General features: G+C 70.0%; 23 protein-coding genes and 4 tRNA genes. 22 read left to right on the top strand and 5 right to left on the bottom strand.

All coding sequences use genetic code 11. From position 1 onward, the window contains the following. The first annotated feature begins 11 nt into the window (after window positions 1-11). Genes ABD882_RS06270 through ABD882_RS06240 form a run of 7 tightly spaced genes read left to right on the top strand, consistent with a single transcriptional unit; the run spans window position 12 to window position 6611 of the window. Complete coding sequence (locus ABD882_RS06270) at window positions 12-1034, top strand: zinc-dependent alcohol dehydrogenase (protein WP_345185377.1); 1023 nt, start codon at window positions 12-14, stop codon at window positions 1032-1034. Further along, window positions 1031-1426 (top strand): 6-pyruvoyl trahydropterin synthase family protein, encoded by a 396-nt coding sequence (locus tag ABD882_RS06265; protein WP_345185376.1) that lies wholly within the window; start codon window positions 1031-1033, stop codon window positions 1424-1426. The genes ABD882_RS06270 and ABD882_RS06265 overlap by 4 nt, the downstream gene beginning before the upstream one ends. Next, complete coding sequence (locus ABD882_RS06260; protein ID WP_345185375.1) at window positions 1423-2463, top strand: glycosyltransferase family 4 protein; 1041 nt, start codon at window positions 1423-1425, stop codon at window positions 2461-2463. The genes ABD882_RS06265 and ABD882_RS06260 overlap by 4 nt, the downstream gene beginning before the upstream one ends. After that, complete coding sequence (locus tag ABD882_RS06255) at window positions 2460-3275, top strand: SAM-dependent methyltransferase (RefSeq protein WP_345185374.1); 816 nt, start codon at window positions 2460-2462, stop codon at window positions 3273-3275. Before ABD882_RS06260 ends, ABD882_RS06255 begins: the two co-directional genes overlap by 4 nt. After that, window positions 3263-4219, top strand: a complete 957-nt coding sequence (locus tag ABD882_RS06250) for a flippase-like domain-containing protein (protein ID WP_345185373.1) — start codon at window positions 3263-3265, stop codon at window positions 4217-4219. The genes ABD882_RS06255 and ABD882_RS06250 overlap by 13 nt, the downstream gene beginning before the upstream one ends. Beyond that, window positions 4216-4965, top strand: coding sequence for a RibD family protein (locus tag ABD882_RS06245; protein ID WP_345185371.1), 750 nt, complete (start codon window positions 4216-4218; stop codon window positions 4963-4965). The genes ABD882_RS06250 and ABD882_RS06245 overlap by 4 nt, the downstream gene beginning before the upstream one ends. Then, entirely contained in the window at window positions 4962-6611 is a 1650-nt protein-coding gene (locus ABD882_RS06240) for an alkaline phosphatase family protein (protein WP_345185370.1), read from the top strand. Before ABD882_RS06245 ends, ABD882_RS06240 begins: the two co-directional genes overlap by 4 nt. Window positions 6612-6676: 65 nt before the next feature. Here ABD882_RS06240 and ABD882_RS06235 read toward each other — a convergent pair whose 3' ends face one another. Together ABD882_RS06235 and ABD882_RS06230 are read right to left on the bottom strand one after the other, a co-directional pair. Then, a complete protein-coding gene (locus ABD882_RS06235) occupies window positions 6677-7339 on the bottom strand; it encodes a response regulator transcription factor (RefSeq protein ID WP_345185369.1) in 663 nt (220 codons plus the stop codon). A gap of 9 nt (window positions 7340-7348) precedes the next feature. Further along, window positions 7349-8614 (bottom strand): sensor histidine kinase, encoded by a 1266-nt coding sequence (locus ABD882_RS06230; RefSeq protein ID WP_345185368.1) that lies wholly within the window; start codon window positions 8612-8614, stop codon window positions 7349-7351. 183 nt (window positions 8615-8797) lie between these two features. Here ABD882_RS06230 and ABD882_RS06225 point away from each other — a divergent pair, with 183 nt between their 5' ends. The 3 genes from ABD882_RS06225 to ABD882_RS06215 all read left to right on the top strand — a co-directional run bounded on the left by ABD882_RS06225 (window position 8798) and on the right by ABD882_RS06215 (window position 12823). Next, on the top strand, window positions 8798-9385 hold the full coding sequence (locus ABD882_RS06225; RefSeq protein WP_345185366.1) for a hypothetical protein: 588 nt from the start codon (window positions 8798-8800) through the stop codon (window positions 9383-9385). A 73-nt stretch (window positions 9386-9458) separates the two neighbouring features. Continuing rightward, a complete protein-coding gene (pta, locus tag ABD882_RS06220) occupies window positions 9459-11618 on the top strand; it encodes a phosphate acetyltransferase (protein ID WP_345185365.1) in 2160 nt (719 codons plus the stop codon). After that, on the top strand, window positions 11615-12823 hold the full coding sequence (locus ABD882_RS06215) for an acetate/propionate family kinase (RefSeq protein WP_345185363.1): 1209 nt from the start codon (window positions 11615-11617) through the stop codon (window positions 12821-12823). Before pta ends, ABD882_RS06215 begins: the two co-directional genes overlap by 4 nt. A gap of 21 nt (window positions 12824-12844) precedes the next feature. Here ABD882_RS06215 and ABD882_RS06210 read toward each other — a convergent pair whose 3' ends face one another. Then, a complete protein-coding gene (locus ABD882_RS06210) occupies window positions 12845-14002 on the bottom strand; it encodes an N-acetyltransferase DgcN family protein (RefSeq protein WP_345185362.1) in 1158 nt (385 codons plus the stop codon). A gap of 159 nt (window positions 14003-14161) precedes the next feature. After that, a tRNA-Val gene (locus ABD882_RS06205) sits at window positions 14162-14237 on the bottom strand. A 230-nt stretch (window positions 14238-14467) separates the two neighbouring features. Here ABD882_RS06205 and ABD882_RS06200 point away from each other — a divergent pair. The 6 genes from ABD882_RS06200 to ABD882_RS06175 all read left to right on the top strand — a co-directional run bounded on the left by ABD882_RS06200 (window position 14468) and on the right by ABD882_RS06175 (window position 18961). Beyond that, a tRNA-Gly gene (locus tag ABD882_RS06200) sits at window positions 14468-14543 on the top strand. A gap of 48 nt (window positions 14544-14591) precedes the next feature. Beyond that, window positions 14592-14662, top strand: a tRNA-Cys gene (locus ABD882_RS06195). 26 nt (window positions 14663-14688) lie between these two features. Next, window positions 14689-14760 (top strand) — tRNA-Val (locus ABD882_RS06190). A gap of 146 nt (window positions 14761-14906) precedes the next feature. Then, window positions 14907-16094 (top strand): alkaline phosphatase family protein, encoded by a 1188-nt coding sequence (locus ABD882_RS06185; protein WP_345185361.1) that lies wholly within the window; start codon window positions 14907-14909, stop codon window positions 16092-16094. 345 nt (window positions 16095-16439) lie between these two features. Next, window positions 16440-18368 carry a threonine--tRNA ligase gene (gene thrS, locus ABD882_RS06180; RefSeq protein ID WP_345185854.1) on the top strand — a complete coding sequence of 643 codons (1929 nt, stop codon included), beginning with the start codon at window positions 16440-16442 and terminating at the stop codon, window positions 18366-18368. Next, entirely contained in the window at window positions 18365-18961 is a 597-nt protein-coding gene (locus ABD882_RS06175; RefSeq protein WP_345185359.1) for an HIT family protein, read from the top strand. Before thrS ends, ABD882_RS06175 begins: the two co-directional genes overlap by 4 nt. Window positions 18962-19167: 206 nt before the next feature. On the opposite strand, the gene pdxY is transcribed toward ABD882_RS06175, so the two are convergent. Continuing rightward, a complete protein-coding gene (pdxY, locus tag ABD882_RS06170) occupies window positions 19168-20019 on the bottom strand; it encodes a pyridoxal kinase PdxY (RefSeq protein ID WP_345185357.1) in 852 nt (283 codons plus the stop codon). Window positions 20020-20105: 86 nt separating this feature from the next. Here pdxY and pdxS point away from each other — a divergent pair, with 86 nt between their 5' ends. The 6 genes from pdxS (at window position 20106) to ruvB (ending at window position 24948) form a co-directional block, all read left to right on the top strand. Beyond that, window positions 20106-21008 carry a pyridoxal 5'-phosphate synthase lyase subunit PdxS gene (pdxS, locus tag ABD882_RS06165; RefSeq protein WP_345185356.1) on the top strand — a complete coding sequence of 301 codons (903 nt, stop codon included), beginning with the start codon at window positions 20106-20108 and terminating at the stop codon, window positions 21006-21008. Next, on the top strand, window positions 21002-21613 hold the full coding sequence (pdxT, locus tag ABD882_RS06160) for a pyridoxal 5'-phosphate synthase glutaminase subunit PdxT (protein ID WP_345185853.1): 612 nt from the start codon (window positions 21002-21004) through the stop codon (window positions 21611-21613). Before pdxS ends, pdxT begins: the two co-directional genes overlap by 7 nt. 105 nt (window positions 21614-21718) lie before the next feature. Next, window positions 21719-22477 (top strand): YebC/PmpR family DNA-binding transcriptional regulator, encoded by a 759-nt coding sequence (locus tag ABD882_RS06155; protein WP_345185354.1) that lies wholly within the window; start codon window positions 21719-21721, stop codon window positions 22475-22477. A gap of 253 nt (window positions 22478-22730) precedes the next feature. Further along, window positions 22731-23315, top strand: coding sequence for a crossover junction endodeoxyribonuclease RuvC (ruvC, locus tag ABD882_RS06150; protein ID WP_425563333.1), 585 nt, complete (start codon window positions 22731-22733; stop codon window positions 23313-23315). 9 nt (window positions 23316-23324) lie between these two features. Further along, window positions 23325-23927, top strand: a complete 603-nt coding sequence (ruvA, locus tag ABD882_RS06145) for a Holliday junction branch migration protein RuvA (protein WP_345185352.1) — start codon at window positions 23325-23327, stop codon at window positions 23925-23927. Then, the gene (gene ruvB, locus ABD882_RS06140) at window positions 23920-24948 is read left to right on the top strand and encodes a Holliday junction branch migration DNA helicase RuvB (protein WP_345185350.1); all 1029 of its coding nucleotides are present in this window, start codon (window positions 23920-23922) and stop codon (window positions 24946-24948) included. The genes ruvA and ruvB overlap by 8 nt, the downstream gene beginning before the upstream one ends. The last annotated feature ends 32 nt before the right edge of the window (window positions 24949-24980 follow it).

Below are 24980 nucleotides of genomic sequence, written 5' to 3'. Positions count from 1 at the left end.
TCATGGTAGTCATGAGCGAAACGACGCAGAGGCCTGATCAGGTTCACCCGGATCGCACGGAGGCTGCGACGGCGTGGTGGACGACCGGACCCGGCCGCGGCGAGTTCCGGCAGGAGCCGCTGTCGGCGGCGGGCGCAGGCGACGCGTCCGTGCGCACGCTCTTCACGGGGGTCAGCCGCGGAACGGAATCGCTGATCGCGCGCGGATCGGTTCCCGCATCCGAGTACGAGCGCATGCGCGCGCCGTTCCAGGCAGGCGATTTCCCGTTCCCGGTGAAGTACGGCTATCTCAACGTCGGCGTGGTCGAGGCCGGGCCGTCCGGACTTCGCGATCGCCTGGTGTTCACGCTGTTCCCGCACCAGTCGCGCTTCGTCGCCCCGGCCGGGGCGCTGACACCCGTGCCGCCCGGGGTTCCGGCGCGGCGCGCTGTGCTCGCAGGCGCGGTCGAGACGGCCGTGAATGTGCTGTGGGACACCGGACCCGTGCTCGGCGACCGCGTCGTGATCGTCGGGGCGGGGATGATCGGGTGCGCCATCGCCCGGCTCGCCCAGGGCATTCCGGGCGTATCCGTCACCATCGTCGACGTCGATGTGCGCAAGAAGGCGGTCGTCGAGGCGCTCGGGGCGTCGTTCGCCCTCGCCACGGATCCGATCGCTGCGGCGGACGTCGTGATCGAGGCGAGCGGCTCGGGCGCCGGGCTGCAGTTCGCGCTCCGGGTCGCGCCCACAGACGGCGAGGTCGTGGTGGCCAGTTGGTACGGCGCGCCCTCCGTGTCGCTCGACCTCGGCGCAGACTTCCACGCGCGCCGGCTCACGATCCGCTCGAGCCAGGTCGGCGCGGTGGCACCGGCCCGGCGTGGACGCCGCACGACGGGGGACAGGCTGGCGCTCGCGCTCCGTCTCCTGGAGGATCCCACGTTCGACCTGCTGCTCGGCGCGACCTCGTCGTGGCGCCGGCTCCCCGCGATCACCTCCGCTCTCGCGGACGGCACCGCGGGCGAGCTCTGCGAGATCATCGATTGGAGCGAGGAATGACATTCGCCGTCACGGTCCGCGATCACCTGATGATCGCCCACAGCCTGCGCGGCGAGGTCTTCGGCCCCGCGCAACGGCTGCATGGGGCGACGTACGTGGTCGACGCCTCGTTCCGCGCCGACGAGCTGGACGAGAACGGCATCGTCGTCGACATCGGACGGGCGACGGACGCGTTGCGCGACATCGTCGCCGCGCTGTCGTATCGCAACCTCGATGACGAGCCGGATCTGCAGGGTGTGAACACGACGACCGAACGGCTGTGCCAGATCATCGGGGACCGGCTGGCGAGCCGGGTGCGCGACGGCGCGCTCGGCGGGGCGCCGCCGACCGGCATCGGCGTGACACTGCACGAATCGCACATCGCCTCGGCGTCGTACGAGGTGCAGATGTGACCCGCCGCGAGGTCGCCTTCCTCGTTCCGGAGGGGATCGACGATCCTGCCAGGGTGAGCGGTGGGAACGTCTACGATCGACGCGTCCGCGATGGGCTGGTCGCGTGCGGCTGGGCGGTGTCCACGGTCGAGGTGACCGATGCCGCGGGGGCGTCCCGCGTGCTTCGCGGCCAGCCCCTCGGATCCGCCGTCCTGGTGGACGGACTCGTCGCGCTGGGGGCACCGGACGAGATCGCTGCGGCGTCGACACGGCTGAGGATCATCGTGCTCGCGCACATGGTCGCCGGATCCTTCCCCGATGCGACGGCGAGGACGATGTCCGCCGAGCGCCAGATGCTGGATGCCGCCGGCCACGTCATCGTGACCAGCCGGTGGACGGCGGCGGAGCTTGCGCGTCGCGGGCTTGCAGGTCCCGCGCGGGTGAGCGTCGCCGCGCCAGGGGTCGAGCTCCCGAACGCGGGCGATGACACCTCCGCCCGCCGCGACGAACTGTGCGACGACGACGCCGGTGAGCTGCTCTGCGTGGGAGTCATCGCCCCGCACAAAGGTCAGGATCTCCTGCTCGACGCGCTGTCGCGGTTGCCGGATCGGCAGTGGCGGTGCACGCTCGTCGGCTCGACGCGTCCGTTCCGCGGATTCGCCGACACGGTCGCACGTGGCGCGCAGCGCTTCGACGGCAGGGTGCGGCTGGCCGGCACGCTCGACGGATCCGAGCTCGCGGCGCAGTACCGCCGCGCTGCGCTGCTCGTCGCGCCCTCCCGGATCGAGAGTTCCGGGATGGCGATCGCCGAGGCCCGAGGGCACGCGATGCCGGTGGTCGCGGCCGCCGTGGGCGGCATCCCCGACACGGTGGCAGGGGGCGGCGCGGTGCTGGTTCCGCCGGACGACCCCGCGGCCCTCGCAGACGCGCTCGATGGCTGGTTGAGCGATCCAGCATTGCGCCGCCGGTTGCGGACTGAAGCCCGTGCGGCACGATCACGGCTGTCCACCTGGGCGGACACGGTGACGGCCGTCGCCGCCGTGCTGGAGGCGCCATGAGTGAGATCTCGACGGCGACCGCGTCCTGGCTCACGCTGCGGGCGGCGGCGGACGGTGCCGCGCGTTCGCGTCGGCTGGCCGTGGACCTCGCCCGACTGCTGCCGCCGGGGCGCGTCGTCCTGCACGACCTCGGCACCGGCACCGGCGGCATGCCGCGCTGGCTGGCCCCGCTGCTGCCCGGGCCGCAGGAGTGGGTGCTGCACGACGGCGACGCCCGCATCACCGAGGAGGTCGCGCTCGAAACGGTGACCGATGAGGCGGGGAGGCCGATCGATGCGACTGTGCTCGTCGAAGACCTCGAGCACGTGCGGCTCGACTCGTTCTCGGGCGCCGCGGCGGTGACCGCTTCCGCCCTGCTCGACGTCGTCACGCGTGACGAGGCCGCGCGCATCGTGGATGCCTGCGTCGCCGCGGGCACTCCGGCCCTGTTCAGCCTCTCGGTGACGGGTCGCGTGGACCTGGATCCGCCCGAGCCCTTCGACGCCGAGATCTCACAGGCCTTCAACGCACACCAGCGCAGGGACGCGGGCGGACGGCGAATGCTCGGCCCCGACGCGGTGGACACGTTCGCGGCACTGTTCGTCGCCGCCGGGTGGAGCGTGCGACGCGCAGCAACGCCGTGGCGCCTCGACACCGCTCACGCCAGGCTGATCGCGGAGTGGCTGGACGGCTGGGTCGGCGCGGCGGTCGAGCAGCAGCCGGAGCTGGCTCCGGAAGCGGCGGCCTACCTCGTCCGACGTCGTGCCCAGGCGGTCGCCGGCGTGATGGGCGTCCAGGTCGGGCATGAGGACGTGCTGGCATGGCCGCGATGAGCACGGTCGCAGAGGTACGGGCAGACACCGGTCTCGTCGCGCCGCGTCGGCCCGCCTTCGCCGTCGCGATCCGTGTCGGGGCGGCGATCGCGATCATCGCCGTGATGGTGCTGGTCGTCGGCTTCGGCCCCTTCCTCCGTGGGATCGCCGCGATCTCGCCGTTGTCGATCATGGCGGCACTGATCCTCGCGGCCGTCGGGACTGCTGCCGCGGCCTGGCGCTGGCACCTCGTCGCCGCGGGATACGGTCTGCCGCTGAGCTGGCGTACGGCGTTCGGCGCGTACTACCGGTCGCAGTTCCTCAACTCGGTGCTGCCTGCGGGATTCGCGGGCGACGTCCATCGCGCATGGATGCACGGCCGTGCCCATCAGCGCGTCGGCGCTGCGGCCCGCGCGGTCGCGGTGGAGCGCATCCTCGGGCAGGGCGTCCAGATCGTGTTGACGCTCGTCATCCTGCTGCCGCTCGGATTCGGCTCATCGCTCGTTCCGGTCGCGTGGGGTGCGGGTGCGCTCGCTGCCGCCGTCGCGGTGGGCGCGGGGATCGCGCTGATGCTGCCGCGCGCACGTCGCCTGCTGCGGCGGGAGCTCGATCTGCTTCGCCCGGTCCTGGCTCGGCCACGCGCGCTGCTGGCGATCGTCGCCGCATCGGTCGTGGTGGTGGCCTCGCACACGACGCTCTTCGTCGTGGCGTGCCGGGTCACCGGCCCGGCTCTGCACACCGCAGGCGCCGCCGCCGTGGGGCTCGCCGTGCTGGCGGCATCCGCCGTCCCGATCAACGTGGGCGGCTGGGGTCCGCGCGAGGCCGCGGCCGGCGCGGCGTTCGCGCTCGTCGGATTCGCAGCCTCGGCAGGAGTCGCCGCCTCGACCGCGTTCGGAGTGCTGGCGCTCGTGGGCGTCCTGCCCGGGGCCGTGGTGCTGCTCATCGGCCGAAGGAGGAGAGGATGAGCGAACGTCCGTATGTCACGCTCAGCTGCGCGATGTCGATCGACGGCTGCCTCGACAGTGCGAGCCCGCGCCGGCTCGCGATGTCGAACGCCGCCGACCTGGATCGTGTCGATGACCTGCGCTCCCAGAACGACGCGATCATGGTCGGCGCCTCGACCGTGCGGCGGGACGACCCGCGTCTGCTGGTGCGTGACACCGTGCGCCGCGCGCGACGTCTGTCCAGCGGCCGCCCGGAATCGCCGACGAAGGTGACCGTGACCGCGTCGGGGGATCTCCCGCCGGATGCCGCCTTCTTCACCGTCGGCGACGCGCCGCGCGTGGTCTACAGCACGACGAACCGTGCGGCGCGGCTGCGCGCGCGGCTGGGTGAGCGAGCGACGGTCGTCGGGCTCGGGTCGCACGTCACGATGGCCGCGCTGCTGGACGATCTCGGCGAACGACAGGGCGTGCGCCGGCTCATGGTCGAAGGGGGAGGTCGGGTTCTCACGCAGTTCCTCGAAGCGGACCTCGTCGACGAACTGCAGCTCGTGATCGCGCCGTTCTTCGTGGGCGAGCCCGGCGCGCCGCGCGCCGTCGGCCCCGGCCGGTTCCCCTGGACCGCGTCACGACGCGCGCGCCTGGCAGGCACCCGGCAGATCGGCGACGTGGTGCTGCTGCGCTACGCGCTCTCGGAGCGCTGTGACGCACTCGGCACGGATCCCTCCATGCTCCGCGACGACGTCGCGTTCGCCACAGAGAAGCCATGATCAGGCACGGCGACGGATCCGCCGTGCGCGGGCTCGGTCAGCCGGCGCGCCGCGATGCAGGTCCGTTCGCCGTCGCAGCGGCGGTCGCCGTGCTCATGGTGCTTCCGCTCGCCCCTGCGCTGCTCGCGGGGCGCTCTGCGGCGACGACGGCGGGCCTGATCGGCCTGCCGGTCGAATCGCTCGTGATCCTGCTGCTGCTCGTCGTCGTGCCGGGTCGGATCCCGCGACTCGTTCTCGCCGCGGTATTCAGCGGGTTCGTGACCGTAGCCCTCGTGCTCGCAGGAATCGACCTCGGATTCCAGTCCTCGGTCGGCACCGTGTTCGTGCCGGTGGACTGGCCGCGGCTCGGCGACGGCTACGGAGTGGTGGCAGATGCGGTCGGGTGGTTCGCGGCGGATCTGCTCGTCGTCGCCGTCCTCGCCGCGGTCGTCGTGTGCGCGATCCTGCTCGCCCGATCGGCGCTGCTCGTCGCGCGGGTCGTCCGCACCTACGCGGCAGGCAGGAGGGTCCTCGCCGCAGCGACGGCGGTGTGGGTGGGGGCGGCCCTGATGGCGCCGCCGTTCGCCGCTGCCGCGTCGGCGGAGACCATCGAGACGGCGGTGTCGCGCACCGAGAGGGTGCTCGCCGACCAGGCCGCGGTCGCGCGCGCGATCGAACGCGATCCGTTCGCCGGTGTGCCGGCCGACCGGCTGCTCACCGGCCTTCGTGGCAAGGACGTCGTCATCGCCTTCGTTGAAAGCTACGGTCGCGTCGCGCTCGAGGCGAAGGGGATCGCCCCAGGTGTGACGGGAGTGCTCGAGAACGGGCAGACGATGCTTTCCGCCCAGGGGTACACGACCCGCAGCGCCTGGCTGACGTCGCCGACCTTCGGCGGCCTCAGCTGGCTCGCGCACGCGACTCTGCAGACCGGGGTATGGACGGACACGCAATCCGCCTACGACCAGGTGGTCGGCAGCGACCGCCTCTCGCTGGCACGTGCGTTCGGCCGGGAGGGATGGAACACGGTGAGCGACGTGCCCTCCGACACCCAGCGCTGGGATGTGGGTACGTCCTTCTACGGCTACCGCACACTGCGGGATGCCACCGACGTGGGCTATCGGGGCCCGACCTTCGGGTATGCCAGAGTTCCCGATCAGTACACGCTCAAGCGCTTCGCCGACACCGATCTCAGCCACCCGCATGCTCCGCTCATGGCCGAGATCGATCTCGTGTCATCGCACACGCCGTGGGCACCGCTGCCGCAGCTCGTGCCCTGGCAGCGGGCGTCGGACAGCACCGCGTATGCCGGGCAGCCGGCCGCCAGCGAGTCCGCGAGCACCGTGTGGCAGAGCCCGACGATGGTGCAGCGTTTCTACGGGCAGTCCGTGCAGTACTCGCTCGGGGCGCTCGAGTCGTTCCTGAGCAACGTGGATGATCCGAATCTCGTCCTGATCGTCCTCGGCGATCACCAGCCCGCATCGATCGTGAGTGGTGCCGGCGCCTCTCACGACGTGCCGATCAGCATCATCGCCCGCGACCCGGCCGTGTTCACCGCGATCTCCGACTGGGAGTGGACACCCGGGCTCATCCCCGGCAGCGGGGCGCCGGTCTGGCGGATGGACGCGTTCCGCGATCGCCTGCTCGCCGCGTTCAGCCCGACACTGTGAGCGTCATGACGACCGCGTGAGCGTCAGACGACCGCTCACCGCGAGCGGCGCTGCGGGGAGACCTGTCAGGCCAAGCCGGACTGGGCGACGATCACGGCGATCTCGGTGCGGCTGCGCACACCCCACTTCGTTCTGATTGCACCGAGCGCCGACTTGACGGTCGTCTCCGCGACGAAGAAGCGGGCGGCGAGGTCGGCATCGGATGCGCCGTCTGTGACGAGCGCGATGGCGAACTGTCGCTCGCGATCAGTGAGCAACTTCATCTTCTCGATTGCGGCCCGCTGTGCGGCGCTCGAACGAGAGTTCTGGATCCATTCCGTGAGCTGCGCGGCCGCCCTGGGTGAGTAGGCCGAGCCGCCGTTCTTGATGGCCAGTACGGCATCGAGGATCCAGCGGGGATCGTCGTGTTTGAGGAGGAAACCCACGGCGCCCGCATTAATCGCATCGAGTACCCGGCCTTCCTCGTCGAAGGCGGTCATCATCAAGAACCGGGGGGCATCCGGCTGACGTGCGTGCCGGGTCGCGGCCTCGACCCCGTCCACCTCAGGCATGCGAACGTCGCAGAGCACGATGTCTGGACGCAGTGCCTGGATCGCGTCGCCCAGTGTCGTCGCGCTGTTGCGGATCCCGACGACGGTCAACTCTTTGGAGGTTCCGAGGATCGCAGCGACACCGGAGGCCGCCATCGGGTCGTCATCGACGATGAGAACACGCGAGGGAGCCGACACGGCGCCAGTCTATCGAGGCGACCAGGGAAGCCAGGCGAGCACAGCGAACGCGCTCTCCGCGGTCGCTCCGGCCTGAAACCTACCTCCGACCAGCCCCACTCTCTCGGACATCCCGGCGAGCCCATGCCCGCCTCCGAGGTGAAGCGCGTGACCACCTGGCACCAGCCAGCTGGTCACGCTGATGGTCAGACCCGTCTGCGGTCCGCCCCGAAGATCGAGGAAGATCGACGCCCCAGGCGTATGGTGGCGGGCGTTCGAGACCGCCTCCTGTACCAGGCGGTACGACGAATGCGCCACCCGCGGATCACACGAGGACGGATCCGTGATGAGGAGCTGTGCTCGGATGTCCGTACCGTCACGGAGGACGTCATCGACGAGTCCGGCGAGATCCGAAAGGCCGGTGTTCGTCGAGGTCGCGGATTCGGGATGGCGCAGGGCGCGCACGACCTGGTGCAGGTCATCCATCGACGACTGCGCGGACTCACGCACCGCGCGCGCCGCCGTCGCCGTGCGCTCATCGCCGGCGGCGGACAGCTCCAGGGCACCCGCGTGCAGCGAGATCTGCGAGAGTCGCGCGGCAAGCGTGTCGTGCAGCTCCCGTGCGATCTCTTGACGCTGCCGCTCGACCTCGACCGTCCGCTCGAGCGCGGCGACATTGCGGGTCGCTGCGGCAGTGCCATGCTGCGCGGTGTCGCGCTCGATCCGGAGACGACGCGCGATTCCGTATGCGACGAACGGAGCGACGAGCATCGCCGCGACCACAGGGACGGCCCAGAGCAGCCCCAGTCGGGCCGGTGTGCCGGCCGCGGGACTGTTCACGAAGGCGGACAGGAGAGAGGTCCGCGCGAACACATCCCAGGCGAGGGAGCTGACCGCGGCTGCATAAGTGCCGAGAATGAAGGCCCAGCGGGTCCAGCCGATCGTCACCGCAGAGGTCGCCGCGACGAGGATGAGCACGGGCAGCAGCGTTGTGGGGACGACGAGCGTCAGGCAGATCGCCGCGATCGACAGCGCGATGGGCCAGCGGTGTCGCCACACGATCAGCACGGAGACGGCGATCATGGGGAACACTCCGACCATCGCGAACGTCGCGAGCGGGGCGGGGAGCAGTGATTGTGAACCGCCGTGCTGACCGCCGGCAGAGATCGCGAGCAACGCACACAGCACCGCGAGGGTGATGTCACCCGAGCGCGCCCAGCCACGGTGCGCGCGCCGGACCGGTGCTGCGGCCGGGAGCGTCGCCCAGGAGGACGGTCGCGGGGGTGGAGCGGTCATGCTCCGATGCTAGGCGGAGCAGGGGACACCGCCCCACCTTCGGGAGGAGGGGATCGTGCGGCGGGATCCCCTCCTTCCGGTCGGGCTGGTCTGGGCGGACGAGGGTGACCCCGCGTGCGCCCGCACTGGTGCACTGATGTCGTGCGGCTGAACTGGACGCCGCCGTCACATGAGGAGGACTCCATGAACATCCACCGTCTCGCGGGCCCGGTTGCCGCGCTCGTGATCGCTGGCGCGATCACGCTTTCCGGCTGCTCCGGCACATCGACGGCGATCACCGCGCCGGCCGCCGGCGGGTCCACGCAGTCACCTGCGGCCGGACAGCCGGCGGCCCAGAGCGGAACCCGGGAGCACCCGGCCGCCCTCGGGTCCAAGATCAGCGGCAAGGACTGGGAGGTCGTCGTCAATTCGGTCGCACTGGGCGCGAATGACGCCGTCAAGGCGGCGAACCAGTTCAACGGCGATGCACCGGTCGGGTCGGCTTATGCCGTTGTCAACTACACGGCCACGTACATCGGAAAGGACGCGAAAGGCGGAATGCCCGCGGAGGTCGGCATCGACTACGTCACCCCGGAGGGGAAGACGATCAGCCGCACCAGCACGATCGCGGTGGCGCCGGCCCCCGCGTTCGACGGAATCAGCCCGCTATACAACGGCGCCGCGACGACGGGGAACATCGTGATCGCGGTTCCGACGGCGGATGGAGACAAGGGCGTCCTGGCGGTGCGCCCCGGAATGCTGGCGGACACGGTCTTCGTCGCCGTCAAGTAGCGGCCGAACGTCGAGGGTCCTCGCAGAGGCTGGGAGGCGAGGGCCCTCGGAGCGGCACGCGTAGGCTGAGCACGTGGCGAAGAGCATCCTCATCACGTCCGTCGAGGGCCACTCCGGAAAGTCCCTCATCGCTCTCGGCGTGATCGACGCGCTGAGCCGGGCGACCGCGCGCGTCGGCGTGTTCCGTCCGATCGCCCGGAGCAGCGACGGGACGGACGACGTCCTCGAGATGCTGCTCGCCCGCACCGATGTCGGACTCGACGCGGCGGAGTGCATCGGCGTCGGCTACGACGAGCTCCGCGCGGACCAGGAGCTCGCACTGGGCCGGATCCTGGAGCGGTATCACGCCGTCGAGGCGCAGTGCGACGCCGTCGTGATCCTGGGCAGCGACTACACGGACGTCGCGAGTCCCGCCGAACTGGGCGTGAACGCCCGCATCGCGGCAAACCTCGGCGCGCCCGTGCTGCTCGTGCTGGGCGGACGCGAGCACCAGGGTCACGGCGAGCAGCTCGGCGTGACCAGCGCGCGCACGCCCGAGCAACTCGGTCAGCTCGCAGGGCTCGGCGTCGCCGAGCTCGCCCAGGAGCGGGCCGTGCTGTCGGCCGTCATCGTTAACCGCGCCGATGCGGACCACATCGAGGAGACCGTCGCGGCGGTGACGGCGGTCCTCGCCGAGGGCGCACGATCCGACGCGCCGGTGCCGGTGTGGGCGATTCCCGAGGATCGTTCGCTGGTCGCACCCTCGGTGCACGGGGTGCTGCGGGCCCTGGAGGGGCGCCTGGTGCGCGGAGACGTCGAGCTGCTCTCCCGCGAGGTGCTGGACATCGTCATCGCCGGCATGTCGATGGTGAACGTGCTGCCGCGGCTGAAGGAGTCGGCGGTCGTGGTGATCCCCGCAGATCGGGAAGAGGTGCTGCTGGCGACGCTGCTCGCGCAGGCGGCCGGCACGTTCCCGTCCATCGCGGCGATCGTGCTCAACGGGCCGTTCACCCTCCCCGAGCCGATCGAGCGGCTGCTGGACGGCCTGCGGCCCTCGATCCCGATCATCACCACCGACCTCGGGACCTACGACACCACGCTGCGGGTCATGAACGCTCCCGGGCGGCTGTCGGTCGACGCACCGCACCGGGTCGATCGCGCCCTCGCGCTGTTCGAATCGCATGTCGACGTGCCGGCGCTCATCGCGCTGATGGGCGTGGCGCGCTCCGACGTCGTGACGCCGCTCATGTTCCAGTACGAGCTGTTCGATCGGGCGCGCGCCGGGCGCCGCACCATCGTGCTGCCCGAGGGGAACGACGATAGGGTGCTACGCGCGGCCGGCACCGTGCTGCAGCGGGGGATCGCGGATCTCGTGCTCCTCGGCGACGAACCCGCGATCCGCAGCCGCGCGCAGGAGCTCGGCGTGGAACTGGACGGGGCCCGCATCGTGTCGCCGACGGATCCGGAGCACGTGCGGCGCTTCGCCGCCGAGTACGCACGGCTGCGCGCACACAAGGGCGTCACGCTCGCACAGGCCGCGGACACCGTCACCGACGTGTCGTACTTCGGCACGCTCATGGTGCACCTGGGGCTCGCCGACGGCATGGTCTCCGGCGCCGCGCACACCACCGCGCACACGATCCGGCCGGCGTTCGAGATCATCAAGACGCGTCCCGGCGTCTCGGTCGTGTCGTCCGTGTTCCTGATGGCACTCGCGGATCGCGTGCTCGTCTACGGCGACTGCGCGGTCATCCCGGATCCGACCAGCACCCAGCTCGCCGACATCGCGATCTCGTCGGCCGCGACGGCTGCCGCGTTCGGGATCGAGCCGCGCGTCGCGATGCTCTCGTACTCGACCGGCGACTCCGGATCCGGCGCGGAGGTGGAGAAGGTGCGCACGGCCACGGAGCTCGTGCGCGAACGTGCGCCGGACCTGCTCGTCGAGGGGCCGATCCAGTACGACGCCGCCGCGGACGCCGCGGTCGCCAGGGCGAAGCTGCCGGGGTCGTCGGTGGCAGGACGGGCCACGGTGTTCGTGTTCCCGGATCTGAACACCGGCAACAACACGTACAAGGCGGTGCAGCGCTCGGCCGGGGCCGTCGCGATGGGACCGGTGCTGCAGGGACTGAACAAGCCGATCAACGATCTCTCCCGAGGCGCACTCGTGGAGGACATCGTGAACACGATCGCGATCACCGCGATCCAGGCGCAGGAGCCGTCGGATCCGGCCGGCACAGAGGAGGAGCCGGCGTGACCGTCGTCCTGATCGTGAACAGCGGGTCGAGTTCGTTCAAGTACCAGCTGCTGGACGTGGAGCGCGAGCGGGCGCTGGCCACCGGCCTCGTGGAGCGGATCGGGCAGTCCGAGGGCCTGTCCTCGCACACGGTGCTCGCGACCGCGCAGGGCGGTGCGGAAGAGACGTTCCGGCGCGAGATGCCGATCCGGGACCACACGGCCGGTTTCGAAGTGATGCTCGATGCGTTCGCCGAGCACGGCCCTTCTCTCTCCGAGCATCCGCCGCTGGCGGTGGGGCACCGCGTGGTGCATGGCGGGGCGAGATACTTCGCCCCGACCCTCATCACGCCCGAGGTCGAGCACGGGATCGATGAGTTGTCGGTGCTCGCGCCGCTGCACAACCCTGGCGCCCTGCAGGGGATCCGAGCCGCCGAGGCGGCCTTCCCCGATCTCCCGCACGTGGCCGTGTTCGACACCGCCTTCCATCAGACGCTCCCGCCGGCCGCCTACACGTACGCGATCGACAAGGATCTCGCCCGCGAACACCGAGTGCGCCGGTACGGTTTCCACGGCACCTCGCACAAGTACGTCTCCGAACAGGCGGCGTCGTTTCTCGGCCGTCCGCTCGCGGAACTGCGTCAGATCGTCTTCCACCTCGGCAACGGCGCGTCGGTGACCGCCATCGACGGGGGCCGCTCCGTGGAGACGTCGATGGGCATGACGCCGCTGGAGGGGCTGGTGATGGGCACGCGATCCGGCGACATCGATCCGGCCGTGCTGATCCAGCTGGCGCGCCGCGCCGACTTGTCGATCGCCGAGCTGGACGATCTGCTGAACAAGCGCAGCGGTCTGCTCGGACTCGCCGGCGTCTCCGACATGCGCGATCTGCAGCAGCGCGCCGCCGACGGCGACGGCGACGCCGTTCTCGCCCTGGACGTCTACATCCACCGGCTGCGCGCCTATGCGGGCGCCTACCTCGCCCAGCTCGGCGGCGCGGATGTCATCTCGTTCACGGCCGGCGTGGGGGAGAACAACGCGCTGGTGCGCCGCGAGTCGATGGCCACCCTGGGTTTCGCCGGCGTCGAGATCGACCCGGCGCGCAACGAAGCGCGGGAGCACGGGACACGGGTGATCTCCTCGGACGCCTCCCGTGTCACCGTTCTGGTGGTTCCGACCAACGAGGAGCTGGAGATCGCGCGGCAGACGCTGGAGGCGACCCGCTGATCGGCAGGCCGCCGCGGGGCGTCAGCTGCGACCGGGGGCCAGCGTCGGGGTGAGCAGGGGGAATGCCTGCAGGACCATCTCGGCCAGCTCGCCCAGGGGTCGGGTGAGCGGGTCGGTGGCGGGCACGCCGAGTTCCAGTTCGATGTCATCGATCGCGCTGCTCAGCTGCGCATCGGTGAGGTGCTCGTGGTTGACGGTCACCCCGATCACCCGGGTGTCCGCGAAGGCCTCGATCAGCGCGACCTCGCTCGCGACGGTCGGCATGGCGACCATCGGGAAGTCGCCGAGCACGCGACGGCCCGGGGCGTGCTGGACGATCACGGCCTCCGGGCGGCTGCCGCGCAGGATGTGCGCCGACGTGAGGTAGGCGGGGTGGCTGAGGGCGCCCTGGCCCTCGACGATGATGACATCGGGATCCTCGCCCTCGAACGCGGCGACGACCTGGTGCTCCACCTCACCCGAGCAGAACTGCGGTACCAGCGCATCGAGGGCGACACCGTAGCGGCCGCCCTGGATGATCGTCGTCTGTCCCGTGCCGACCAGCACCGCGTTGACGCCGCGGGAGCGGAGCGCCTGGACCAGGAGCGTCGCGGTGGTGCGCTTGCCGATCGCGCCGTCGGTGCCGAGGATCGCGATCCGCGGGCAGGTGACGTCGAAGATCCGGCCGGAGAAGAGGTGCAGATCCTTCGCCGGGCGGGGGCGCCGGATGTCGGTGATCGTCACGTCGGCGAGGAGCGCGGCCGCGACGAACTCCACGTCATCGCTCAGGAACTCGTGCAGCCCGTTGATGACGTGCATTCCGCGTGCGATCCCGTCCAGCAGCACGAGCCGCTGCGCGGGGGAGAGCAGCCCGTCGGCGGGCGCGACGCCGCAGATGAGATAGTCGGGCGTGCGCCCGGCGTGGGCGATGGCCTCGTCCAGCGTCGCGAGCACGGGGATGCCGTTCGGCCGGTCGTCCAGCACCACTCCGGCGTCGGCGCCGGCGTGGGTGCTGTCGAGGATGCTGAGGATCTCGTACTTCTCGGAATGGCGCACGAGTCCGTTCGCGGTCTTGCCGTCCTGCTCGCCGAACTGGCCTTCGCAGTACACGATCGCGGTGGCGCCCACGGGAAGGGATGCGCCGGCACCCCAGCTCTCAGATGCGGGGTCGGCGGACGTCACGGTCGGATGCGCGTTCAAGGGGGGCTCCTCTGGTCTCACAGAGGAGGCGACGGAGAACGAAAGGCGAGGCACAGCCGGTCGGTTGACGAGAAGTCTTCCCTGATACCGGCAAGATGCCGATATCGTCACGGTATCAGTCGAGCCTGGGAGAACCGCCTGGGACGGCGGAAGAGGGTGTGGTGGGCGATGCCGGACTCGAACCGACGACCTCTTCCGTGTGAAGGAAGCGCGCTACCAACTGCGCCAATCGCCCCTGTGAAGTTTGGTGTGCGCTGGGCACAGTTGGAAATCATACCGGATTGGCGCATGCACTGACGACTGCCCCGATGCCCGGGCGTGGCGACGCGCCCGCCCGCGGGACGGCGGGCGGCCATGTTCCAGGGGCTCGCGCGCGGACACGCCCGAGAGCGGGCCCCGGTTTGGCGAACCTCCGAACCTCGGCTAATGTATTTCAAGTGCCCGGGACACCGGGGAACACGAAATGCGGATGTAGCGCAGTTGGTAGCGCACAACCTTGCCAAGGTTGGGGTCGCGAGTTCGAGTCTCGTCATCCGCTCCAGTGCCGGTGCCCCTTCGGGGGCTTCGGCATGTGGGTTCGAATCCACATGGTGGCGTGGCCGAGCGGCTAGGCACCGGCCTGCAAAGCCGTTTACACGGGTTCGAATCCCGTCGCCACCTCGCTCTCAACTTAATAGCCTGAATAGGCGCGATTGGCGCAGCGGTAGCGCGCTTCCCTGACACGGAAGAGGTCACTGGTTCGATCCCAGTATCGCGCACAACAGAAACCCCCGGTCAGCCGGGGGTTTTTTCGTTGGAAGGACAGTCTCCGTTCCTATCTCCTCCCCGGGAATTCTCGTCGGCATCTGGCGTGCCGTGGCCGCTCGTGGTGTGCTGGCAGCGAGTCCCGGACGGAGGAACCGTGATGGCACAGGCGATGGCAGGGCATCGGGTGATCGTGTTCATCCAGGAGAACAAGACCACGGACTTCTACTTCCCGACGATGGCCGCGTGGGGCGCCGTCGTCGCGAACCACGGCAACCTCCTCTCCGCGCCGCCGAACTTCGATCAGCCGCATGATCGGAACGCCTGGGTGCACTTCGCGATGGGGGACTATCCGGCACTCGCCGCGCAGATCGACAACGACACCGTGATCCCATACTACAGCTGGCTCGCGAAGCAATTCGTGTTCAGCGACCACCACTTCGGATCCGGATCCAATTCGACGCCCGGCCACATGCTCGCGATCGGCGGGCAGATGCCGACGCTGCGGAACCCGCCCTTCACCGGCGCGCACCCGGTCTGGGACATCCCGTCGATCTTCTCGGTCGCCGAGTCAGCCGGAGTCAGCTGGGCCGCGTTCCCGGATCAGAGCGGATATCCCACCAAGTTCTACAAGACGCTCAGTGAGGCTCCCGGCACGGCGAACGTGCACCCGCCGAAAGACTTCATCCCGATGGCGAAGGCCGGGGAACTCCCGCAGATCTGCTACGTGTGGAGCCCCTCCGGCTACGACGAGCATCCGCCGATGGTGAGCAACCCCGACTACGTGACGCACGGCCAGAACCTGGTGCACGATCGGATCCAGGCGGTCATCGACGGCGGCGGCTGGGAGCAGACAACGTTCATCCTGACGTGGGACGACTGGGGCGGCTATGCGGACTCGGTGCCCACGCCCGACATCGAGACGGTCCCGGACGCGATCCACCCCGGCGGCTTCCAGGCGATCGGCGGCTCGCGGATCCCGCTGCTGATGTTCGGAGGCATGGTTTCGCAGCGGATCGATCCGGAATGGCACTCGCACGCGTCGATCCCGAAGACGATCATCGACCTGCTCGGCCTGCCCGCGATGGGCGTTCCCCGGGTCGACACGGCCCCGTCTCTCGCGCACCTGATCGACCCGTCGCTCTCGCGCCCCGTGCCGCCGGCGCCGGGCGCGACGATCACGCAGCCGGCGCCTCCGAAGCCGACGCCGAAGCCGGTCGCGCCCCAGCCCTGGCCCGGCCCGCTCGGCGTGGCGATGCCGGCCCTCGTGACGCGCGACGGCAGCGTCCTGGCAGCCCCGACGGACGGCCTCGTGCGCCCCCACCCGCCGAAGGCTCCGAAGGGCTGACCGGGCCAGGGTCCGCCGCGCAACCGGCGTCCCGGGCAGCACCTCCTGGCGGATCGCGCCGCGGCACCTGGACGAGGCGGCGGCCGCCTCGTCGTAGGATTCTCCTATGGACTTCGCCCGGGAGATGCGCACGACCGTGGTCGTGGTCACCGGCACGCGAACGCTCAGGGCCTGAGCGGGCAGGGCGTTTCTGCGCCCGAAGCTGAGCAGCCGAGACCATCGCCTATCTGGAGAACTCCCTTGTCTGAGAACCCTGCGTCCCCCTCGTCGGCGCCGTCCTATCCCTGCGACGGCTTCGCCCTGTACGGCGCGAACGGACCGTTCGCCGACCGCGCCGTGGTCGCCATGCTCGTCAACGGCCAGCAGAAGGACCTCGCCGCCCTCGTCACGGAGGACGACGTCGTCGCGCCCATCACGATCGACAGCTCTGAGGGGCTCGCGATCCTCCGCCACTCCACGGCCCACGTGCTGGCGCAGGCCGTGCAGCGCATCAAGCCGCAGGCGAACCTCGGCATCGGTCCGCCGATCACCGACGGCTTCTACTACGACTTCGGCGTCGACACCCCGTTCACCCCCGAGGACGTCAAGGCGATCTCGAAGGAGATACAGCGGATCCAGCGCGAGGGCCAGCGGTTTGTGCGCCGCGTCGTCTCCGACCAGGAGGCGCGGCTCGAGCTCGCGGACGAGCCGTTCAAGCTCGAGCTCATCGGGCTCAAGGGCCCGGGCGCGGACAAGACCGAGGGCGCCTCCGTCGAGGTCGGCGAGGGCGAGCTGACCATCTACGACAACGTCTCCAAGGACGGAGAGGTCGTCTGGAAGGACCTCTGCCGCGGCCCGCACCTGCCGAGCACCCGCCTGATCGGCAACGGCTGGGACCTGACCCGGATCGCTGCGGCCTACTGGCGCGGATCCGAGAAGAACCCGCAGCTGCAGCGCATCTACGGCACGGCGTGGCCCACCAAGGACGAGCTGCGCGCCTACCAGCAGCGCCTCGAGGAGGCCGCCAAGCGCGACCACCGCCGCCTGGGGAAGGAACTGGACCTGTTCTCGTTCCCCGACGAGATCGGATCCGGCCTGTCGGTCTGGCACCCGCGCGGAGGCGTCATCCGCGGCGAGATGGAGCAGCACGCGCGACGCCGGCACATCGCCGCCGGGTACACGTACGTGTACACCCCGCACATCTCGAAGGAGGACCTGTTCCTCACCTCGAACCATCTCGTCACCTACCGCGACGGCATGTTCCCGCCGATCCGGATGGACGAGGAGCGCGACGAGGACGGGCACGTCACCAAGCAGGGCCAGGACTACTACCTGAAGCCGATGAACTGCCCGATGCACATCCTGATCTACAAGGAGCGTGCGCGCAGCTACCGCGATCTGCCGCTGCGGTTCGCCGAGAACGGCACCGTCTACCGCAACGAGCTCTCCGGTGCACTGCATGGCCTCACCCGCGTGCGCGGCTTCACCCAGGACGACTCGCACCTGTTCGTCACCCCGGACCAGCTCGAGACCGAGGTCGCGAAGGTCCTGGAATTCATCCTCTCCATGCTCCGGGACTTCGGGCTGACCGACTTCGAGCTCGAGCTGTCCATGAAGGACGACGAGAAGAGCAAGTGGATCGGATCCGACGAGTTCTGGGAGTCGTCGACGGATGCGCTGCGCCGCGTGGCGCTCGCGTCGGGTCTGAAGCTCACCGAGGTGCCCGGCGAGGCCGCTTTCTACGGTCCGAAGATCGACCTGAAGACCACCGACGCGATCGGCCGCGTGTGGCAGCTGTCCACCGTGCAGGTCGACCCGAACCTGCCGGAGCGTTTCGACCTGGAGTTCATGGACAAGGATGGGCAGAAGAAGCGCCCGATCATGATCCACCGCGCCCTGTTCGGCTCGATCGAGCGGTTCTTCGCGATTCTGCTGGAGCACTACGCGGGCGACTTCCCGCTGTGGCTCTCGCCCGTCCAGGTCATGGGCGTGCCCGTGGCCGAGGAGTTCGCGGACTACCTCGACGACGCGGTCGCTGCGCTGAGCGCCGTCGGCGTGCGCGCCGAGGTCGACCACTCCGATGAGCGGATGCAGAAGAAGATCCGCAATCACACCACGGGCAAGATCCCGCTGATCCTCATCGCGGGGGAGCAGGACCGCGCGGCGGGGACGGTCTCATTCCGTTTCCGTGACGGTACCCAGGAGAACGGCGTGCCGCTGGCCGACGCGGTCGAACGCGTCCGCCGCGCGATCGAGGACCACGCGCTGATCCACACGGCGAGCGACCTGGCATGAGCGCCGACGGCGGCTCCGGCGGCGATGTGCAGCTCGAGGATGCTGCGCACTTCGCCGGCGTCCCCGACGAGTTCCAGCGGCTCTGGGTGCCGCATCGGATGACGTACATCCAGGCGGGCCCGGAGCCTCTGCGCGAGGAGTGCCCGTTCTGCGAGGCGCCGAAGCATCCGGACGAGGAACGGCTGATCGTCGCGCGCGGGCGCACCGCCTACGTGCTGCTGAACCTGTTCCCGTACAACTCCGGGCATCTGCTGGTCTGCCCGTATCGTCACGTCGCCCGGTACGACCAGGCCACCGATGACGAGGTGGCGGAGATCGCCGCTCTCACGCAGACGGCGATGCGCGTGCTGACGGCGACGTCGCGCTGCGACGGCTTCAACATCGGCATGAACCAGGGCGCGGTGGCCGGCGCCGGTGTGGACGGGCACCTGCACCAGCACGTCGTGCCGCGCTGGAACAGCGACGCGAACTTCTTCCCGATCATCGCCAAGACGAAGGCGCTGCCGCAGCTGCTGGGCGACGTGCGCAACACCGTCGCCGCGGCCTGGCCGGCCGCGCGCGATTCCTCTCACATCGCTCCCGCGCAGGAATAGGATCGGAGCCGTCCTTCCGGTCGACGCGAGGTCGTCGCCGATCGTGCTCACGAAGTAGGCGGCGCGCATGTTCGAAGGCTGGAAGAAAGTCTGCGGAGGCGCTCCAGCGCACCCGCGTCGGCGCGGCCGACCTGCACAACGATGTCTTCCGGGATCACGTCCGCGAGTTCCAAGGCGGGCCCTACGAGAGTTATAGCGGCCCCGGGTCAGCGGACCTGTATCACAGCGAACTGCTCGCGCGGGTGCGCGTAGAACTCCTGCGCCTCGACGAGCCGCAGTTCGCGATCGCCCGAGTCCAGGGTGAGCGCGAGCAGGTCGAAGACGCTGGAGACGGTCTTGCGCAGTGCGACCGCGGCGGATCCGGATTCCAGATAGTGCGCGGTGAACAACGCGGCGGTGACGTCACCGGATCCGTTCGCCTTCATCGGCAGCTGCGGCGTCTGCACGATCCACGCGCCCGCGTCGTCGACCGCGAGCATCTCGACCGTGCCCTCCGGACGATCGGGACGCTCGACGCTCGTCACGAGGACCGTGCGCGGCCCCATGGCCCGCGCCGCGTCCACAGACGCGAGAGTGGAGGCGAGCGTGTCGGGCGAGGTGCCGGTGAGGTAGCCGAGTTCGAACTGGTTCGGCGTGATGATGTCGGCGACCGGCACGACCCGCTCGCGCAGCAGCTCGGGGATCGCGGGCGCCACGAAGCAGCCCGACTTCGCGTTGCCCATCACGGGGTCGCACGCGTACACCGCGTTCGGGTTCGCCGCCTTCACCCGCGCCACGGCGTCGATGATGACGTCGCCGATGCCCTCGCCGCCCTGGTAGCCGCTCAGCACGGCGTCGACCTGGCCGAGCACGCCGCGCTCCTCGATGCCGGTGATGACCTCGCGCACATCGTCCGGGGGGATCAGCGGTCCGCGCCAGGCGCCGTAGCCGGTGTGGTTGGAGAAGTTCACCGTGTAGACCGGCAGGACCTCGACGCCGATGCGCTGCAGCGGGAACACCGCGGCGGAGTTGCCGACGTGGCCGTACGCGACGGCGGACTGGATCGAGAGGATCTTCATCCTTCGATCTTCCCATCCCGACGCGGTGCGTCCCGCCGTGCGCGGAGGGCCAGGCGGGACGATCCAGACCGCGTATGATCTGTCCTATGACAGAACTTGCACCCGAATCGACCACGGGCACGGGCCGCGTCAAGCGCGGACTCGCCGAGATGCTCAAGGGCGGCGTCATCATGGACGTCGTCACCGCCGACCAGGCGAAGATCGCCGAGGACGCCGGCGCCGTCGCCGTCATGGCGCTCGAACGCGTCCCGGCCGACATCCGCGCCCAGGGCGGCGTCTCCCGCATGAGCGACCCCGACATGATCGACAGCATCATCTCGGCCGTGTCGATCCCGGTCATGGCGAAGGCGCGCATCGGGCACTTCGTCGAGGCGCAGGTGCTGCAGGAGCTCGGCGTCGACTATATCGACGAGTCCGAGGTGCTCTCGCCGGCCGACTACGTCAACCACATCGACAAGTGGGGCTTCACGGTTCCCTTCGTCTGCGGCGCGACCAACCTGGGCGAGGCGCTGCGTCGCATCACCGAGGGTGCGGCGATGATCCGCTCCAAGGGCGAGGCCGGCACGGGCGACGTCTCCGAGGCCATGAAGCACATCCGCACCATCCGCGGCGAGATCGCGCGTCTCGGCTCGCTGTCCAAGGACGAGCTGTACGTCGCCGCGAAGGAGCTGCAGGCGCCGTACGAGCTCGTCGCAGAGGTCGCCGAGAAGGGCGCGCTGCCGGTCGTCATGTTCGTCGCCGGGGGAGTGGCGACGCCCGCGGACGCCGCGATGATGATGCAGCTCGGCGCCGACGGCGTGTTCGTCGGATCCGGCATCTTCAAGTCCGGCGACCCCGTCGCCCGCGCCGCCGCCATCGTGAAGGCGACCGCCGCGTTCGACGATCCCGCCGTGATCGCCCAGGTCTCCCGGGGACTCGGCGAGGCGATGGTCGGCATCAACGTGACCGACCTCGCCGCCCCGCACCGGCTCGCGGAGCGCGGCTGGTGACATCCGCCCTCCGGATCGGGGTGCTCGCGCTGCAGGGCGATGTGCGCGAGCATGCCGCGATCCTGACCTCGCTCGGGGCGGAGGCGGTTCTCGTCCGCCGCCCCGAGCAGCTGGACGGGCTCGACGGTCTGGTGCTGCCCGGCGGGGAGTCGAGCGTGATCGACAAGCTCTCCCGGATCTTCGGGATCCGGGAGCCGCTGCGTGCCCTGATCGCCGACGGGCTGCCGGTCTACGGGACCTGCGCGGGACTGATCCTGCTGGCAGATGAGCTCGAAGGCGCGATCGACGGCCAGCTCACGCTCGGCGGGCTCGACGTCACCGTGGCGCGGAACGCGTTCGGCGGCCAGGTCGAGTCCTTCGAGACGGATCTCCTGATCGACGGCATCGAGGGGGAGGTGGCGGCGACGTTCATCCGGGCGCCGCTCATCACCCGGGTCGGCGCGCAGGCGCGGGCGATCGCCGCGCTGCCGGACGGCGGCGTCGTCGCCGTGGAGCAGGGCAATCTGCTCGGCACGAGCTTCCACCCGGAGATGAACGGCGAGACCCGGCTGCATGAGCGGCTGCTCGAGCGCGTCCGTCGCCGTCGCGGGGCATCCCTGGTCTGAGCCGTTCGGGTCGGTGGCACGGCATCGCGGTCATCCCAGCCGGGATCTTCTAGAATGGACGATGCCCTGCGGGACGTTCCGCCGGGGGATACGAGCGGGAGAGATATGTCCGGGCATTCCAAGTGGGCCACGACCAAGCACAAGAAGGCCGTCATCGACTCGCGCCGTGCGAAGTCGTGGGCCAAGCTCATCAAGAATATCGAGGTCGCCGCGAAGCTCGGCGGCGCTGATCTGGCCGGCAACCCGACGCTTTTCGACGCGGTGCTCAAGGCCAAGAAGACGTCGGTGCCGAAGGACAACATCGACCGCGCCATCAAGCGCGGCGCCGGCATCGGCGGCGAGTCGGTCGAATACCTGACGATCACGTACGAGGGGTACGGCGCCAACGGCGTGGCCCTGATGATCGAGTGCCTGACGGACAACAAGAACCGTGCGGCGGCCGAGGTGCGCACGGCGCTCACCCGCAACGGCGGAACGCTGGCCGACCCGGGCAGCGTCGCCTACAACTTCACCCGCAAGGGCGTCATCGTCGTCGATGCCGAGGGCACCACCGAGGATGACCTCATGATGGCGGCTCTCGAGGCCGGCGCTGAGGAGATCGAGCCGCACGGCCAGGGCTTCGCCGTCATCACCGAGGCCTCCGACCTCGTGCCGGTCCGCACCGGTCTGCAGGAGGCGGGCATCGAATACGAGTCCGCCGACGTGGAGTTCGTGCCGAACCTCAAGGTCGAGATCGACGCAGACACGGCGCGGAAGATCTTCCGGCTGATCGATGCGCTCGAGGACAGCGAGGACGTGCAGAACGTCTACGCGAACTTCGACCTCACCGCTGAGGTGCAGGCCGAGCTCGAGAACGACGACTGAGCCCTCCCGGGCAGCACCGACCGATGGCCGCGCCGTAGATCGTTCCGTACGATCCGGCGTGGCGCGCTGAGGCCCGTCGCGATGCTCACGCGGTCAATATCTGATCACGCTGCACAGTTATCCGCAGCATTCCCAGGAATCAACAGCGCGAAGCAGGAATCGACAGCGTGAAACAGCGCCGACAGGCGCAGGCCGCGATGGGCTGGCCGCGCGCCTGGGGCGGGGACGGGCGGACCCGGCCTAGCCTGGGGGGATGATGGGAGTACGGCGGATCCTGGGCATCGACCCCGGACTCACGCGCTGCGGCGTGGGAGTGGTCGACGTCGACGCCACGCGCCGCGGCACCCTGGTGCACGTGGGGGTGATCCGCACGCCGGTCGATGCGCCGATCGGGGAGCGGCTCGCGGCGGTCGCCGCCGGGATCCGCGCCGTCATCGCCGAGCATTCGCCGGACGCGGTCGCGGTCGAGCGGGTCTTCGCCCAGCAGAACAGCCACACGGTGATGGGCACGGCCCAGGCGAGCGGCGTCGCGCTGCTCATCGCGGCCGAACACGGCCTGCCCGCAGCGACGCACACGCCGAGCGAGGTGAAGGCGGCGGTCACCGGCTACGGATCCGCTGACAAGAAGCAGGTGCAGGCGATGATCGCGCGGATCCTGCGCCTGGACGCGCCGCCGCAGCCCGCGGACGCCGCCGACGCTCTCGCGATCGCGCTCTGCCACGCCTGGCGAGGGCCGGGCCTTTCGGCCGGCGCGGATGCCGAGGCGCTGACACCCGCGCAGAAGGCCTGGGCCGATGCCGAGCGTGTCGCTCGAACATATCTACGAGCACGTGCGTAGACTCGCCCCATGATCTCTTCGCTCCGCGGCATCGTGCTGTCCGCGACCACGGATTCGGTCGTCATCGAAGTCGGGGGAGTCGGGTTCTTCGTCGCCGTCCCGGGCGACGTCGCGCACACGGCGCGGGTCGGCCACGAGCTGCGGTTGCACACCTCGCTCATCGTGCGGGAAGACGCGCTCTCGCTGTACGGATTCGCCGACGCCACCGAGCTCGAGGTGTTCGGGCACCTGCTCGGGGTGACCGGCGTCGGACCGAAGTCGGCGCTCGGCGTGCTCTCGCACCTGTCTGTCGATCAGATCGCCTCCGCCGTCGCTGCGGACGACGATGCGCCGTTCCGCCGCGTCTCGGGAATCGGCCCGAAGACCGCCAAGCTCATCGTCGTGCAACTGGCGGGCAAGCTGCACGCTCCGACCGCCGCGGCACCCTCCGCGGCGATCCCCGACGAGATCAGCACCCAGCTCGTGGCCGCCCTGATCGGACTGGGATGGACAGAGCGCATCGCGGTGGATGCTGCCGAGCGCAGTGTCAGCGAGGCGAGCGAGACCGAACGGGGATCCGTGGCGCTGCTGCTGCGCCGCACCCTGGCGACCCTGGGGCCGGCCCGTGGCTGAGATCCAGGACTCCGGAGAAGCCGTCGACGAGATCGAGCTCGCGATCGAGGGCGCCCTGCGTCCGACCAGCCTCGACGAGTTCGTCGGCCAGCACAAGGTCCGCGGGCAGATGAAGCTGCTGCTCGAGGCCGCTCGGATCCAAGAGCGCCCGGCCGACCACATCCTGCTCAGCGGCCCTCCGGGTCTCGGCAAGACGACGCTCGCGATGATCGTCGCGCACGAGAGCAAGCGCCCGCTGCGCATGTCCAGCGGTCCGGCGATCCAGCACGCCGGTGACCTCGCGGCACTGCTTTCCAGCCTCACCTCGGGCGAGGTGCTGTTCATCGACGAGATCCACCGCATGGCACGCTCCGCGGAGGAGATGCTGTACCTCGCGATGGAGGACTTCCGGATCGACATCATGGTGGGCAAGGGCGCCGGTGCCACCAGCATCCCGCTGGAGCTGGCCCCGTTCACGCTCGTCGGGGCGACCACGCGATCGGGGCTGCTGCCCAATCCGCTGCGCGACCGGTTCGGCTTCACCGCGCACCTGGAGTACTACGAGCCGGCCGAGCTGGAGCGCGTCGTGGAGCGCTCGGCGATCGTGCTCGGCGTCGGCGTGCCGGCCATCGCGCGCGCCGAGATCGCGCGGCGCTCCCGCGGCACCCCCCGCATCGCCAACCGGCTGCTGCGCCGGGTCCGCGACTACGCTCTCGTGCACGGCGGCGGATCCTCCGCGTCCGTCGACGACGTGCGCGCGGCACTCGAGCTCTACGACGTCGACAGGATCGGGCTGGACCGGCTGGACCGCGCGGTGCTCGACGCCATCGTGCGCCGGTTCCGCGGCGGTCCGGTCGGGCTCAGCACGCTCGCCGTCTCGGTCGGCGAGGAACCGGACACCATCGAGAGCGTGGTCGAACCGTACCTGGTGCGGATCGGCTTCCTGGGGCGCACGCCGAGAGGCCGGATCGCGATGCCGGAAGCGTACGCGCACCTCGGCGTGACCCACCCCGAGGGGGCGGCGCTGTTCAATGACCTATAATCGCTGAAGACTTCCACCATCCCCTCTTTTCG

This window comes from Microbacterium panaciterrae (genome assembly GCF_039541635.1).
GTDB classification, from domain to species: Bacteria; Actinomycetota; Actinomycetes; order Actinomycetales; family Microbacteriaceae; genus Microbacterium; species Microbacterium panaciterrae.
The sequence above is the reverse complement of the archived record's forward strand: the minus strand, read 5'-3'. Positions and strand labels throughout refer to the sequence as shown.

What these genes read in the sequence shown, in the direction of transcription:
- ruvC (WP_425563333.1), top strand. Translation starts at nt 22,731, where the DNA reads ATGATGGGAGTACGGCGGATCCTGGGCATCGACCCCGGACTCACGCGC.
- ABD882_RS06245 (WP_345185371.1), top strand. Translation starts at nt 4,216, where the DNA reads ATGAGCGAACGTCCGTATGTCACGCTCAGCTGCGCGATGTCGATCGAC.
- ABD882_RS06250 (WP_345185373.1), top strand. Translation starts at nt 3,263, where the DNA reads ATGGCCGCGATGAGCACGGTCGCAGAGGTACGGGCAGACACCGGTCTC.
- pdxS (WP_345185356.1), top strand. Translation starts at nt 20,106, where the DNA reads ATGACAGAACTTGCACCCGAATCGACCACGGGCACGGGCCGCGTCAAG.
- ABD882_RS06155 (WP_345185354.1), top strand. Translation starts at nt 21,719, where the DNA reads ATGTCCGGGCATTCCAAGTGGGCCACGACCAAGCACAAGAAGGCCGTC.
- thrS (WP_345185854.1), top strand. Translation starts at nt 16,440, where the DNA reads ATGCTCGTCAACGGCCAGCAGAAGGACCTCGCCGCCCTCGTCACGGAG.
- pdxY (WP_345185357.1), bottom strand. Translation starts at nt 20,019, where the DNA reads ATGAAGATCCTCTCGATCCAGTCCGCCGTCGCGTACGGCCACGTCGGC.
- ruvA (WP_345185352.1), top strand. Translation starts at nt 23,325, where the DNA reads ATGATCTCTTCGCTCCGCGGCATCGTGCTGTCCGCGACCACGGATTCG.
- ABD882_RS06270 (WP_345185377.1), top strand. Translation starts at nt 12, where the DNA reads ATGAGCGAAACGACGCAGAGGCCTGATCAGGTTCACCCGGATCGCACG.
- ABD882_RS06265 (WP_345185376.1), top strand. Translation starts at nt 1,031, where the DNA reads ATGACATTCGCCGTCACGGTCCGCGATCACCTGATGATCGCCCACAGC.
- ABD882_RS06230 (WP_345185368.1), bottom strand. Translation starts at nt 8,614, where the DNA reads ATGACCGCTCCACCCCCGCGACCGTCCTCCTGGGCGACGCTCCCGGCC.
- ABD882_RS06225 (WP_345185366.1), top strand. Translation starts at nt 8,798, where the DNA reads ATGAACATCCACCGTCTCGCGGGCCCGGTTGCCGCGCTCGTGATCGCT.
- ABD882_RS06240 (WP_345185370.1), top strand. Translation starts at nt 4,962, where the DNA reads ATGATCAGGCACGGCGACGGATCCGCCGTGCGCGGGCTCGGTCAGCCG.
- ABD882_RS06255 (WP_345185374.1), top strand. Translation starts at nt 2,460, where the DNA reads ATGAGTGAGATCTCGACGGCGACCGCGTCCTGGCTCACGCTGCGGGCG.
- ABD882_RS06175 (WP_345185359.1), top strand. Translation starts at nt 18,365, where the DNA reads ATGAGCGCCGACGGCGGCTCCGGCGGCGATGTGCAGCTCGAGGATGCT.
- ABD882_RS06185 (WP_345185361.1), top strand. Translation starts at nt 14,907, where the DNA reads ATGGCACAGGCGATGGCAGGGCATCGGGTGATCGTGTTCATCCAGGAG.